This window comes from Brevibacillus fluminis (assembly GCF_052072235.1).
In the GTDB taxonomy this organism is placed as follows: domain Bacteria; phylum Bacillota; class Bacilli; order Brevibacillales; family Brevibacillaceae; genus Brevibacillus_D; species Brevibacillus_D fluminis_A.
On the sequence record NZ_CM125436.1, the window covers coordinates 4,703,959 to 4,718,003 of the forward strand.

Here is a 14,045-nt window from a genome sequence, read left to right on the forward strand (position 1 = left end):
CACTCCTTCCGCATTCAGCTTTAAGCCTGCTTCGCGACGTTTTTGCTTTGCAAAATTTGCTGTGCCGTCCGTTCGCCCGATTCCACCGCGCCATTCAAAAAACCGTAATACTCGGCCGTATGCTCACCGGCGAAATAGCAATTTTCCTCCGGCTCCGCGGCTGCCCCGTAAAATTGGGTATATTGTCCGACCCCAAAGTACGAGTAGGCGCCTTTCGTCCATTTGTAGCTGGGCCAGTTGTCCACCGTCGCTTTGCCGTTCCATTTGCCGGTGATCCCCGGGAAGACCGGCTCCAATTGGTCCAGCAAGGTTTTTGCATGGGCTTGCGGATCGCCGTTCGCGAATGTTTTGGCGATGTCGCCGCCGGTGAAGCTGACCATCAGGCCGGCTTGTCCGGCTTGGTTCCGCGACACTTCCCACACGTTGGCATAGCCACGATCCCCATAGCTCGATCCGTTTAGCCCGAGCGTGCGCCAGTGGCGGTCGGTAAACTGGACGTTCAGCTTGGAGCAGGAGCCGAACCCGAGTTCGCGTATGACCCGTGTCTTCAGTCGGGAGAATCCGGCCAGGCTGAAATCGACCGAGGAACGCAGGATGGAGAACGGCAGCGCGAGAACGACCTGATCCGCTTTCACGTCTTTCGTCGCTCCGGCTGTCCGGAACGTCAGTTTGTACCCGCCGTCCTTCTCCTTTTTGATGGCAATCAGCTCGTGCTCGGTGTTGATCTGCCCTTTCAGCGCTTCGGCCATGCGGGTCGGAATCAGGTCGTTGCCGCCGCGCACGTGGAAGCGCTCATCCGAGCTGCCGGTAAACGACACGCTGCCGTGCGGCTTGTATGCGCCAAACGTCTCCATCAAAATCAGGGCGCTTTGCTCTTCGATTTCCGCACCCGAATTGGCTGTAAATGCAACGCGCAGCAGTCTGCCCATGCGCGATTTCAAGCCGCCGGGAACATTGCCGGAAATCCAGTCGGCGACCGACATCCGGTCCAGCTCCTGGGCCCGGGCGTTGGATGACGCATACGAATAGTCCCCCGCATCCTTTGCATCCCGCTCCATGATCGGCAAAATTTGCCGGAAATCGCTCGCGATGTCACGCAGCGAATACGGGGCGTTGTCGATGTAGTAAATTTCTTCTGTGCCCGCAAGCTCGGATGCTGGCAGGTCATCAAGCGTCAGGCCAAGCTCTTTCGCCAGCTTGCGGATGTCTTGATGCTCCGTATCGATCAGCTCGCCGCCATGCTCGGCAATCTGACCGTCAGCAAAGTCGCCCCGGCGCGTGTAGCATCTGCCGCCGACCCGTTTCGCTGCCTCGTACACCTCAGCCTCGATCCCTTTCGTCTTTAACCGGTAGGCACACGTCAAACCGGCCAAGCCAGCACCAACCACGACGATTTTTTGCGACGTTTTCGCTTCCGCTTTCGCTGCCGAGGCCCCCATGTTCCACAACGCCGGCGGGACCGCTACTGCCGCAGCCACCAAGGCGGTTCCTTTCAAAAAGTCGCGGCGGGAAATCGCTTTTTCCATTCGTTCGGCAATCACTTGATCGACGCTGACGTTACGCTCGTTCGCCTCCCGCGCGATAGACGCTGCTTTTTTCAAGTTTTGTCCGAGGATGCTTCTCATGAGTAACTGCCCCCTGATATTTTTTCGAAAAATTTTATTTTTCTGATAGTTATATCGAAAAAGAGCCGGGCAACCTCTGCTTGCGAAAGTGCCCGGATTACTGATTGGCGCAAATCTCAGCCTGCCAAAACAACCGCCTTGCTGTTTTCCCACGTCAAATACACTTCATCGCCCTGATGCGCAAGCTCGCCCTGCGCAGCCGATTGGGCCACCACCATTTCCACGCCGGTCGGCAGCGTAACGACCGTTTTGTAAAACGAACCGATGAAGACATGCTCGGTTACGCGGCCGACGAGACAAGCCTCGTCCTCTGCGCGCTGCCGCTTGATGCTGACCTGTTCGGGACGGATGGAAATGAAGACATCGCGGCCTGTGACAGGCGCATCCCCTTTTTCAAACGTAAAGGAGACGCCTTCAATCGAGACTTTCAGCTCTTTGCCCAAATTGGCGTCGAGCGTACCGTGCAGCAGGTTGGTTTCCCCGATGAAGTCGGCGACAAAGCGTGTAGCCGGACGGTTGTAGATCACGCTCGGCGTATCGATCTGCTCGATCTGGCCGTTGTTCATGACGGCGATCCGGTCGGACATGGTGAGCGCTTCTTCCTGATCATGCGTGACATAGATGAATGTGATGCCGAGCTTTTGCTGCAGCGCTTTGAGTTCGAACTGCATTTGCTTGCGCAGCTTCAAGTCGAGCGCGCCGAGCGGTTCGTCCAGCAAAAGGACGGTCGGCTTGTTCACGATCGCGCGGGCGACGGCCACCCGCTGCTGCTGCCCGCCCGACATTTGACGCGGCTTGCGGTCGGCGAATGCTTCCATCTGCACCATGCGGAGCGCTTCATTGACACGCCGCTTGATTTCATCGGCAGGCACGCCTTTGAGCTTCATGCCGTACCCGATGTTTTGGCTGACCGTCATGTGCGGAAACAGCGCATAGTTTTGGAACACGGTGTTCACATCGCGCTTGTTCGGCGGAGAACCTGCGACATTGTTGCCGTTCAGCAAAATCATGCCAGAATCCGGATGTTCAAACCCGGCAATCATGCGCAGCGTCGTCGTCTTCCCGCAGCCGCTCGGACCGAGCAGCGTAAGAAACTCTCCGCGATATACCTCCAAATCCAAATTTTTGACAATATGGTTTTCGCCAAAGCGTTTGTTGACGCCCTCCAGGCGGATCGCCAGCTCTCCCATGGATACTCTACTCCTCTCTGTTGTTCAATCTTGTGGAAATGATGATGAATAGCAAAGAAGTGATGAACACAAGTGTCGAGATCGCGTTCACTTCAGGTGAAAATCCATTGCGCGTCATCCCCCAGATCTGGATCGGCAAGGTGCTGTAGACCCCGTTGAGGAAAAAGGTGACGGGGATTTCATCGAGCGACAGTGTGAAGCTGAGCAGTGCAGAGCCGATCAGGGCCGTGCGGATATTGGGCAAAATCACATACCAGAATGTTTGAAACCGGTTGGCACCCAGGTCGGCGGACGCCTCCTCGATGGAGCGGTCCATCCGTTTCAGGCGCGCATAGACTTGCGGCATCACGATCGCGATCAAAAACGTGGAATGGCCGATGACCACAGCGAGCATCGATTGCTGAATCCCCAGCTCCTGAAAGAAGCTCAGCATCGCCACCCCGGTTAAAATCCCCGGCAAAATCAGCGGCAAAAGAACGATGCGCTCAAACACCTTTTTCCCGACAAAGTTGAAGCGATCCATCGCAAATGCGCCCGGCACACCGAGCAGAACCGCAGCGGTGGTGCTGATCAAAGCGACCGTCACGGAATGGCCCAGCGCCTCGATCAACGCCTTGTTTTGCGCCATCTCCTGGTACCATTTGAGCGAGACCCCTGTCATCGGAAAGCTGTTGATGCTGTCGGCGTTAAACGAGTACACGACGACGACCAAGAGCGGGAAGTAAAGGAAGGCCAGCACCAGAAACGAAAACAGCCCCAACAGTTTTGTGATCAGATTCAAATTCAATCGTCCTGTCATAGTACCAACTCACCTGCTCCCTCTGACTTGTGACGAATCGAGTGTGGAATAGCGCTTCTCGGCCCGGCCCGTCACTTCCAGAATGACCAGTACCAAAAGCAGAATAATGATGCCGATGGCTGAACCGTACGGCCAGTTGTTGGACGTACCGAATTGCTGCTGCACGATATTGGCGATCATCGTGCTGCTGCCCGGACCACCCAGAAGCTGCGGCGCGAGGAAGTCGCCCATCGAAAGCACCAGCGCAAACGTCGCTCCGGCGATCATGCCTGGCAGTGACAGCGGCAGTACGACATGGGAAAACGTTTGCCAGCGGTTGGCGCCCAAATCTTTGGAGGCTTCCATCAGGTTGCGCGGAATTTGCTCCAGCGCTGTATAGATCGGCATCAGCACAAATGGCGTATAAATGTGCACCATCCCGATGATGACCGAGATTTTGCTGTACAGGAAAATATCAAGCGGCTCATGGGTGACGCCGAGCCAGATCAAGGCGGAATTCAAAATCCCGTTTGTTCCCAAAATGATTTTCCACGAATAGGCCCGCACGATGTAGCTCACCCACAGCGGAATAATCACGAGCATGTACACGACCTGTTTCATCCGCGTCACTTTAAAATTGATGTAATAGGCCAGCGGAAAGCTGATCAACACGGTACAGACCGTCACCATGACGGCAAGCTCGAGCGTATCGAGCAAAACTTTGTAAGGCGCCTGCCCGCCTGTCGTGGCGGTGAAAAATTTGGTGTAGTTCGCCAGATTGAACTCCTTGATGACATCAAACGGCCCCGGCTTCCAGAAGCTGTATGTAAACAGGTTGAAGTATGGCATGAACAAAAACATGAACAACCAAATCGCCGGCGGAAGCAAAAGCGGCAGCAAGAGCTTGTTGTTTTTCCCAGCCATTTTTTTCAGCCATGGCCGGCGAACCGTTTGTTCCGAGGAGATTGGGGCGGTTGTCCCAGCCTCGTTTCGTTCCACTTCGTACATCTCCCACACCCTCCTCATGGATCTTTGTCGTTTCCTTGTGGTTCTTGGTCACATAGAGTAGAAAACCTGGCTCCGCCATGCTTTTTGGAGGAGCCGCGGTTGCACGTATACTGGATAAGACTTTCATGTCGCTGCTCGCGGCATGGAAGTCTTATCTGTACAAAAAGCCCAGCCTATGGCCAGGCCTTTTGCGTCAAATACCGATCAGTTCGTCTTGACCTCAGTCCAAATATCGTTGTAGGCAGCGCGTTCTTTTACATACTGCCAGAAGTTGATTTTGGAGAAGAGCTTATCCATGTCGTTGATGTAGGTGATTTCCTGCAGCTCCTTGGACATGAATTCAGCGGCTTTTGCATTCGCGACGCTGTAGTTGGTCACTTCCGCCACCTGTGCCATCGGCTCCGGTTTGGCGATGTAATCCAGATACTGTTCAGCCAACTCGCGGTGCTTGGAGCCTTTGACGATCATCAGACGGTCGATCCAGCCGGTCGCGCCCTCATCCGGAATCGTCCACTTCAGGTTGCGGCCTTTCTTGTTCACCTCGGAAACCGTGAGCGGCCAGCCTACCGCAAGCGCCACTTCCTTATTGGCGAACAGGTCGTTCAGCTCGCCCGCTGTCGTCCAGTATTTGCGCACGTTTGGCTTCAGCTCGATCAGCTTCTGCTTGGCACTCTGCAACTGCTCCGGCGTCATGTTGTAAAGCGCGCCTTTGTCGGTTTTGTCCAAGCCTTGCATCTGGCCGATCATATAAATGTTGGAGATGTCATCGTAAACCGATACTTTCCCTTTATACTGCGGGTCCCAGAAAACGCTCCATGATTTCGGCTCCTCTTTCACCACGTCCGCATCGTAGATGAGATAGTCAGGTCCCCAGGCGAACGGCAGCCCGTATTGTTTGCCGTCTTTTTGCACATCTTTCATATTGCGCAGCGTTTCATTCAATTCGTTGTAGTTGCTGATTTTGGACGTGTCGATCGGTTCGACCATGTCGGACTGCACCAGCAGTTCTGCCACGTCCGTCGACGGCGAGATGATGTCATACGTATCGCCGCCGCCCGCTTTCAGCTTGGCGAGCAGCTCGTCGCTCGAGGCGAAATACGTCGGATTTACCTTGACGCCGTACTTGTCCTCGAAAGCCTTGGTGAACTTCGGATCGGCATAGCCTTCCCATGTGAGCAGGTTCAGCGATTGGCCTTTGAACTTGTCTTTTGCGTCTCCTGCATTGCCGCCAGCGGAAGCGTCAGGCTGCGGCTGTGTGCCGGCCGTCTGGCTGCCGCCGCCACATGCCGTGAGCAAAAGCGCGGATACTGCCACACTGGATAGTACGGAAAGCCATTTTGTTTTTGCTTGCATCTTCTTCATCTGTTTCCCCCCATTGTTTGTAAAAGCATCTACAGTAAAAAAATCATTCCTGCCCTACTCAAATAGCAAGTAGCGTGCCAGAATGATCGAAAAATTGAAAAAGCGATAGGAATAAGGTTTTCTTTCGGATTTTTCAAAAATGAGTTGTTTATTATCAAAAATGAGAACAAAAAGCGTGCACACATGCATTACTTTACTGAATAATTGATGGATTCATGCAATTTCGCATCATTCCGATAATTGCTTGAATTTGCGCGATATCGTCGATTGGTCAACGCCGAGCATCGCGGCGATTTCGTACGTGGAGCCGCATCGTTCGCGGGCCATCTGCAGCAGCTCCTTTTCCACAATCGCGGTGGCTTCCTTTAGCGGGAGAATTTTATGAATCTTGATCGGCTTCTCCTCCTGACCATCCGCATCCGCAGGCCCGCTCTCTTGCGCGAATTCCTGCTGTCTCGCCTGTTCGCGGACCGACACAGGCAAATCAGCCAATGTAATCTCTTCCTCCTCTGCCATCACGACCAGTCTTTCCATCATGTTTTCCATCTGGCGAATATTCCCCGGCCACGAATAGCTCATCAATGAACGGATTGCCCGTGGTGACAAAGTTCTGCTCAGTCCGTATTTTGCCGTAAACTTTTTCAGGAAAAATTGCAGCAGCGGATAAATGTCCTCCGTCCGCTCCCGCAGCGGCGGTATCGTGAGCGGCACGACGCAAAGACGGTAGTACAGGTCTTCCCGAAAGCGTCCTGCCGCCACCTCCGCCTCAAGGTCGCGATTGGTGGCGACGATGATGCGGACGTCCGCCTGGATCGCGCGCGGCTGCCCGATCTTTTTGAAGGAACGCTCCTGGAGGACGCGCAGCAGCTTGACTTGCGAGGCAAGCGGAAGCTCCCCGATCTCGTCTAAAAACAGCGTCCCTCCCTCCGCTTCCTCAAATACCCCTTTTTTCCCCGTGCGGTCAGCGCCTGTAAATGCCCCGGGGGAGTAGCCGAACAGCTCCGATTCGATCAGCGTTTCCGGAATCGCCCCGCAGTTCAGGATGACGTAAGGCTCGTAGCGCCGCTTGCTCGACTCGTGAATCAGCCGGGCGATCCCTTCCTTGCCGACGCCCGTCTCTCCGTGAATCAGCACGGTCATGTCGGTGGCGGCGACCTTGGCGATGCTGGCGATGACCCCTTTCATCCCCGGACTCGGCAAATCGAACAGCAAATTTCCTTCCCCGGGCTTCATCCCCTGCGGAAAGCCTGCGCCCGCCCCGTTCTGCCCTGCTGTGATGAGCCCGGCGGAGCCGTTGTCCTCGCGATCTTCCAGAATCAGCACTTGCGAGTCGGCCAATTGAAACGTGTGGACATACAGCTTTCGTTTTGACAAAATAACGCTCTGCGCCTGGTGCGATAAATGCAATTCATAGCCAGGCAGCAGCTCCGGGGCTTTGCTCCCGATCGTTTTGAGGAACGAAAACCCGGTTACATACGGCCAATTCGATGAACACCAAAAAATTTCGCCGCTCGTCGTAATTCGCGCAATCGTCAGCATCTAGCTTTCATTCCTTCCCTGGCTTGTGGTGCACATGCATGTCCTTGTAACAAGCAATTCCTGTACCAGTGATTTCCACCCAGGCAAAGCACGGAAAGGCGCTTGTCTCATGAAACGATAGATTTCATTTTTGAGAATATCACTCGTTTTTGCATACCAAAAGAGCAGATCAGGTAACGATCTGCTCCTCCATGATTTTTGGTTTCTTTTCCCCTATGATGATCACAGGATGCCCGCTCCAACAGGCTCCTCGCTTCCGCCATGCTCCGCATGTTGTGCCACTTGGGCCCGCTTTGCGTTGGCAGGCAGCCAGCACGTGAATGTGCTTCCCACGCCGAATTCGCTGTCCACCTCAATCGTACCGCCCAGCATGGTACAAAAGCTTTTGCTGATCGCAAGCCCCAGGCCGGTGCCGCCGAATTTTCGCGTGGTGGACGAATCCGCCTGCGTGAAGGGCTGGAATAAATTCGCCATCTGCTCCGGCGTCATGCCGATCCCCGTGTCTGTTACTTGAAAAGACACCCCTGCTTGCTGCCCCTTTTGTTGCTTCAAAACACGCAGGCTGATCGTGCCGTTTTTCGTGAATTTGCTCGCATTACCCAGCAGATTGATCAAAATCTGCCGCAATTTCGTGACGTCCGTGACGATTTCGCTGTTTTCGCACTGGGTCGTCAGCTGATTGCCGTTCGCGTCGAGCAGCGGAGACAGCGTCGTGACGACCTCCTGCACCAGCAACTCCAGACTGCATGCTTCCAGCTGAATCTCCATCTTGCCTGCCTCGATTTTGGAAATGTCCAAAATGTCGTTGATCAGCGCCAGCAAATGCTTGCCCGACTTGCGGATTTTCCCGAGATCATCGACGAACATCTTTTCGCCCATCTCTTCCGCCTCTTCCATCAGCATCTCGCTGTAACCGATAATCGCGTTGAGCGGTGTCCGCAGCTCATGGCTCATGTTGGCGAGGAACTGGCTCTTGATCCGATTCGCTTTGATCGCCTCGTCATGCGCGCGCTCCAGCTGTGCGGTCCGCTCCTTCACCAACTGCTCCAGATTGTCATTGAGCTGGCGCAATTCTTGATTGATCTTGTAAATCTCCTCGGTCTTCGCCTTGATTTGCCCATCTTTTTGCGAGAACCGCCGCGAAACAAAAATACCCGACAAGGACAAGCCCAACGTGAAAAGCGTGCCGCCCGCAATCAGATAGGCGAGCCATTTTTGATCGAGCACCATGCCGGTGGACAGTCCGGATTTTTCTCCCAGATGGAAGTGCGCCGCCATCATTCCCGTGTAATGCATGCCGACGATCGCCGCCCCCATGATCAACCCGCTACCCAACTTTTTCCATACCGCGCTGCCGCCCATATCTCTTCTGAAATAAAACGACAGCCACAGCGCCGCGATCGAAGCGATGATGGCGATCGCGATCGATAGCAGGAAAAAGACAGGATCATACGTGATGTCGACCTGCATGGCAGCCATTCCGGTGTAATGCATCGCCGTTATGCCGGAGGCAAGCAGCATCCCCCCGCCGAGCAGCTGCAGAAGCGTAACCTGTTCGCGGCCGACCACATACAGCGCAATGAACGATGCGATGATCGCGATCAAAACCGATAGCGTGACGATCGGGAGGTCATAGGGGATGGGAACCGGCAATGTAAAAGCAAGCATGCCGACAAAATGCATGGACCAGATCCCCATGCCCATCGCAATGGCGCCGAAAAGTAGCCAATTCAACCGGCTGGTTCCGCTGGACGTGCTGATTCTCCCGACCAAATCAAGAACGGTATAAGATGAAACCACTGCAACGACATATGAAAAAACGACAAGTACCCAATCGTACGAGCCATGAATATGCTCCACTAGAAATTCCTCGCTCTCACAAAAGATCAACGGTATGGAAGCACCATGTGATACCGCCACACAAGCCCCCTAGATAATAATAGCAATTCGGAAAATCTTAGCAAGAATGGAACTGTACTTACGCATATACCCGGAAAAGGAACATGTAAACATCTGGATTGCATAACAGTCATCATTCGTTTACTATCGAATTATGTATGGAGGTGGTCTGAAGATGTATTCCAGTCCCAATCTTGTGGAGATTGCCGCGTTGATCGGCGATCCTTCACGCATTGCCATCCTGATCAATCTGATAGATGGAAAAGCTTTGCCCGCGAGCGAACTGGCCCGCTGCGCCCGCATCACCCCGCAAACCGCCAGCTCCCACCTCGCGAAATTGGTAGAAGGCCAGCTTTTGGTTTGCGAGTCGTACGGGCGGCACAAATATTATCGGCTGGCGAGCCCCGATGTCGCTCATGCGCTCGAGGCGCTTTCTGTCATCGCCAATCCGGCCCCCGTCCGTTCCCTGCGCGAATCGGACCAACTGAAGCAATTGCAGTATTGCCGCACCTGCTATGACCATCTGGCCGGCACTGTCGGGGTCGCGCTGACGGAAAGGCTGCTCGCGTTGGAGTACATGGAGGAATCGGGCCGCGATTTCGTGCTGCGTCCAGAGGGCAAGCGCCATCTGCATGATTTCGGCGTGAATGTGGAAGAAAAACCGAAAAGCCGCCGCCATTTTGCCCGCCAGTGTCTCGACTGGAGCGAACGGCGGCATCATTTGGCCGGCAGCTTGGGCGCATCGCTGACCGATCGGCTGTTTGCGCTGAAATGGATCGAACGGCAGTCTGCTGGCCGGGCCGCACGCCTGACAGCAGCGGGACGCGAAGGCTTCGCCGCTGAGTTCGGTCTGGTGCTTCCTTCTTGAAAAAAGAGAAAGGGCTATCCACTGCTAGAGGCGTATGCTCTTGCACGGATAGCCCATTTTTTGCGGATCGGCCTGTGTCAGGCTTCTTTTTGCACTGGGAGCGGATGCTGCCGTTTCGATTTGGCAGCCGTCCAGTTTACCAAAAAAATCCCGGCGAAAATCAACAGCCCGCCGCCATACACATACCATTGGACGACCTCGCCCAAAATCACCCACCCGGACAATACGCCGAAAAATGGGGCCAGGAAGAGAAAGGCGCTCGTTTTGCCGGGATCGCCGATTTTCAGCAAATAAAACCATCCGGCGAACTGCACGATCGAGGCCATGATCGCAAGCCACAGCACGATGCCGATTGACGATGGCGTGATCAGCAGCCGGGGCGTCTCCAGCGTCACACCCATCACCAGCAGCAGCAAGCCGCCAACCAGCATCTGGTATGCGGTCAGCACCCAAATTTGAAAACGCTGGCCCCACCGCTTCACCAATAGCGTCGCGATCGCCCAGGAAATCGCCGAGCCCAGACCGAACAGTGTGCCTGTAGTCAGCTGCAAGTGGAAGCCGAGCGTGATGAACACCCCCAGAAATCCGCTTATCACGCCAATCCACTGTGCCACCCGATACCGGTTGCCCAGAAAAATCGTACCGAGCAGGACGACCAGAAGCGGATTCGTGAAGGTCAGGATCGACGACTCTCCTGCCGTGATCGTGCGCAGACTCAAAAAGATACAGCCCATCACGCCTGCCGTCTGGAAAAAGCCGATCAGAAAAATACGCGACCAGTCCTGCAGCGAGGACGGTTTTGGCTTTTTATATACCCAAAGCGCCATCAGAACGCCAGCGATGGTGAAGCGAAAGCCAACCAGCAGCAAGGGTGAGAGGTAAGCCAGTCCAAGCTTGCCGATTGCAAAGGACGAGCCCATCAACGATGTCGTCACAATCACCAGGATGGCATACAAAAACGGATTCATCGCCAGCCCCTCCCTTGCCGAAAGCGCCTTTGATCACTTGCTTCTTTTCCCCTTGTCTCCATTTGTTCTCCCCCATCTCACAAACTGAATGTATTCGTAGTATAGGGGAGAATTGATACGACCCTGATCGAACGATGCGCGCATGTTAGTTTAAATGCGTCGTTATGAGCCAAACTCATAGCGGCTCAGCAGATCGCGCAGCCCCTGCCCGGCATCGCTTGTATACTTTCCGCCGTGATAGCAGACGATGTGTTCGATCTCATCGTCCAATAAGCGTCGGACAGAGCGGAGCGCCGCTTCCAAATCAAGCGCAAACTGCGGGTTGGCGATCTCAAGTCTGCCTTCTTCAACGACGACGGCATCTCCTGCGATCAAGGTTTTGCTTGCCGGAATATACAGTGAAAGATGCCCTGGCGTATGGCCGGGCGTGTGAACGATGTCGATCCCGCCGCACCATGGCAAGCGCTCGCCATCGCTGACCGTCCGATCGATCACGGCAGGCTCGAGCGATTGCAGCAAGCGGATAAATTGCTGTCCATTCGGTTTCTCTTCAGCGGGCAGCACATCAAGCATCGCTTCGGCCTGTGCCAGTCGCAGCGATTTTTTTATCCCGGCGAGATAAGGCGCTTCAATCTCGTGCGCGATGATTTCAATATGCGGATGCATCCTCTTCAAAGCCGCAAGCGAGCCGACGTGGTCGAGATCCTGGTGTGTGACGATCACCTTCGTCACCGCCTCAAGCGGAATGCCGTGCCGACGTGCCGCCTCATCCAGCAGTCCCAAAAAATCCGGATAGCCGCAATCAACGAGGATCGTCTCCGCTTCATCCCGCAGCAATACCGGTGTAATAACCTGCTCGATTCCGTTATGTGCAAAGCGGATGTCGAGCAAATGCACACAGCTCATCCTGCTCCCTCCTTCAACTTTCGTTTTTACGTCAGCATAGACCCTGTGCCGTCGTTTGGAAAGTTCGCGTTCGAGTCAGTCTTGAGATTGTACACAGGCGTTGTCACGGATAATTCTGCGGATGCTGTGCTCCGTCAAAAAATGGCGCCCTGCAAGCGCCTTTACCGAATGACCTTGGCGATACGCCTCCACGATGGCCTCGTTGCGCTCCCGCATGATTTCTTTGGCGCGCGTCCGCTCGCCCCATCGCTTCTTTTTTTCCTGGCGAACGGGGATATACAAATAGCCGCCTTGCACATAATCTTGAATGCGGGCAAGCAGCTCTTTCGGCAAAATCGTGCTTGCATTTTGGTATTTCATGTCCGTTTGCTCCTATCTATATCACAGATTCGGTATATAGATGAGCAAAGCGTTCCGGCTTCCTTATCGGTTCGGCTCTGAACAAAGTAAATGCGGAACCCTTTGCCCAGAGCCAGCATCGGCTTTTCTGATGAACTCGTCTTTCATGAAAACTGCTCCTTTCCTCTGGTAAATGAAAAAAAGGGTGGGACGCCCCTGGCATCCCAACTCCCTCCAGCTGCTCTTTCGCTTAGGCGAGCAGCTCCTCCAGCAATTGCTGCACCTGATGACCTACCGTGAAATCGTACAGTTCGGCCGGTTCGCCGCGCATCGCCGCCGCGAACTGGGAGATCAGCTCCTGTGCGTACTCCCCGCCGCTCGCGAGCAGCTTCATCGGCTCGCTGCCCTGCGCTCCGTACAGGTCGTCCCAGTTGGTCAAAGCAAGCACGCCCTTTGTCCCGAACGCCATCAGCTCCACTTTTTGCTCGCCTGCCGTATGGCTGCCGCCGCGCAAAATCACCATCGCTCCGTTCCTCATCTGCAAGTGTGCGACAATGCCGCGTTCGCACAATTCCGGATCGTCGGGATATTCCGTATGCTTGTAATGCAGCTCCGGCAGCTCCTTGAACACCCGCTGGATCATCTGCAGCAGATGCGGCGCCGTCTCGCGGACGAAACCGCCTTGCTCCCGCTTGCCGATCCAGTCATTTTGCTGCCAGGCCCGCGGCCACTCCGGGAATTGCAGGGTGATCTCCACGCGGCGCAGCTCGCCCAAGTAGCCATCGTCGACCAAACGGGCGAATTCGCGCACAGGCGTCGTATAGTTCAGCGGAAAATTCATCGCATGAATCTTTCCGGCCTTGCCAGCCGCTTCAACCATCCGCACGGTTTCGCCGACGGAATTCGCCAGCGGCTTTTCGCAGAGAACGTGCTTGTTCGCGGCTAATGCAGCCACGGCGATTTCGCAATGATAAACAGGCGGGACGCCGATATAGACACTCTCGATCGCCGGATCTGCCAGCAGGTCGGCATACGCCGTATAGGCAGCCGGGATGTTGAACTCGCGCGCTACCTGTTGGGCCCGGTCCCCATTCGCATCGCAGACCGCTCCGATTTCCACATCAGGATTGGCATGGAACTCTTTTAACATCTCGAACCCGATTGCGCCGAGCCCGATGATGCCGACTTTTGGCTTTGTCATGATCCCTACACTCTCCCTTTGGTTACATGTCATTTATTGTACCATAGAACAGGCGGGCTGACTGAGCACTACTGATTGTCGAAATTGGTGATTTCGAATGAACCGGATGTCCCTTCAGATCGCTTGTAGCTTCAACACTTTCCTCTCAAAAAAATTGATTTTCACCTTGCTGTCGGTAAAAGCCAAGCTTTTGAGCTTCTTTCCCTGTGTCGGGTCTGCATTTGATTTTTGTCTGTGCAAACGCGCTGTTCAAACCGGTGAAAAGTAAATTCCGCTGCATCGTTTCCTTTCTCTCCCCTTGACATCGTTCGCCGCCTCTTTATATGATGCTACTATCAAAGGGTAAGAGGGTGAATGATAAC

The 14,045-nt window shown here is 54.6% G+C and carries 12 protein-coding genes; 1 reads left to right on the forward strand and 11 read right to left on the reverse strand.

The annotated features are described in order from the left end of the window. Positions 1-20 precede the first annotated feature (20 nt). From ACTID9_RS23135 to ACTID9_RS23165, 7 genes are all read right to left on the reverse strand, one after another. Positions 21-1,625: a flavin monoamine oxidase family protein gene (locus tag ACTID9_RS23135; protein ID WP_441067211.1), complete on the reverse strand. Its 1,605-nt coding sequence runs from the start codon at positions 1,623-1,625 to the stop codon at positions 21-23. A gap of 116 nt (positions 1,626-1,741) precedes the next feature. Then, on the reverse strand, positions 1,742-2,815 hold the full coding sequence (locus ACTID9_RS23140) for an ABC transporter ATP-binding protein (RefSeq protein ID WP_441067212.1): 1,074 nt from the start codon (positions 2,813-2,815) through the stop codon (positions 1,742-1,744). Positions 2,816-2,822: 7 nt separating this feature from the next. Next, positions 2,823-3,614 (reverse strand): ABC transporter permease, encoded by a 792-nt coding sequence (locus ACTID9_RS23145; protein WP_441067213.1) that lies wholly within the window; start codon positions 3,612-3,614, stop codon positions 2,823-2,825. 9 nt (positions 3,615-3,623) lie between these two features. Further along, entirely contained in the window at positions 3,624-4,601 is a 978-nt protein-coding gene (locus ACTID9_RS23150; RefSeq protein WP_441067214.1) for an ABC transporter permease, read from the reverse strand. A gap of 204 nt (positions 4,602-4,805) precedes the next feature. Further along, a complete protein-coding gene (locus tag ACTID9_RS23155) occupies positions 4,806-5,963 on the reverse strand; it encodes an ABC transporter substrate-binding protein (protein ID WP_441067215.1) in 1,158 nt (385 codons plus the stop codon). Positions 5,964-6,191: 228 nt separating this feature from the next. Beyond that, a complete protein-coding gene (locus tag ACTID9_RS23160; protein WP_441067216.1) occupies positions 6,192-7,502 on the reverse strand; it encodes a sigma-54 interaction domain-containing protein in 1,311 nt (436 codons plus the stop codon). A 222-nt stretch (positions 7,503-7,724) separates the two neighbouring features. After that, positions 7,725-9,422 carry a sensor histidine kinase gene (locus ACTID9_RS23165; protein WP_441067217.1) on the reverse strand — a complete coding sequence of 566 codons (1,698 nt, stop codon included), beginning with the start codon at positions 9,420-9,422 and terminating at the stop codon, positions 7,725-7,727. Between the two features lie 154 nt (positions 9,423-9,576). On the opposite strand from ACTID9_RS23165, the gene ACTID9_RS23170 reads away from it, so the two are divergent. Beyond that, entirely contained in the window at positions 9,577-10,269 is a 693-nt protein-coding gene (locus ACTID9_RS23170) for an ArsR/SmtB family transcription factor (RefSeq protein WP_441067218.1), read from the forward strand. Between the two features lie 77 nt (positions 10,270-10,346). Here ACTID9_RS23170 and ACTID9_RS23175 read toward each other — a convergent pair whose 3' ends face one another. From ACTID9_RS23175 to ACTID9_RS23190, 4 genes are all read right to left on the reverse strand, one after another. After that, a complete protein-coding gene (locus ACTID9_RS23175; protein WP_441067219.1) occupies positions 10,347-11,237 on the reverse strand; it encodes a DMT family transporter in 891 nt (296 codons plus the stop codon). Between the two features lie 162 nt (positions 11,238-11,399). Continuing rightward, positions 11,400-12,143, reverse strand: a complete 744-nt coding sequence (locus ACTID9_RS23180) for an MBL fold metallo-hydrolase (protein WP_441067220.1) — start codon at positions 12,141-12,143, stop codon at positions 11,400-11,402. 75 nt (positions 12,144-12,218) lie between these two features. Continuing rightward, positions 12,219-12,503, reverse strand: a complete 285-nt coding sequence (locus ACTID9_RS23185; protein ID WP_441067221.1) for a CD3324 family protein — start codon at positions 12,501-12,503, stop codon at positions 12,219-12,221. A gap of 229 nt (positions 12,504-12,732) precedes the next feature. Continuing rightward, positions 12,733-13,683 (reverse strand): Gfo/Idh/MocA family protein, encoded by a 951-nt coding sequence (locus tag ACTID9_RS23190; RefSeq protein WP_441067222.1) that lies wholly within the window; start codon positions 13,681-13,683, stop codon positions 12,733-12,735. Positions 13,684-14,045 lie beyond the last annotated feature (362 nt).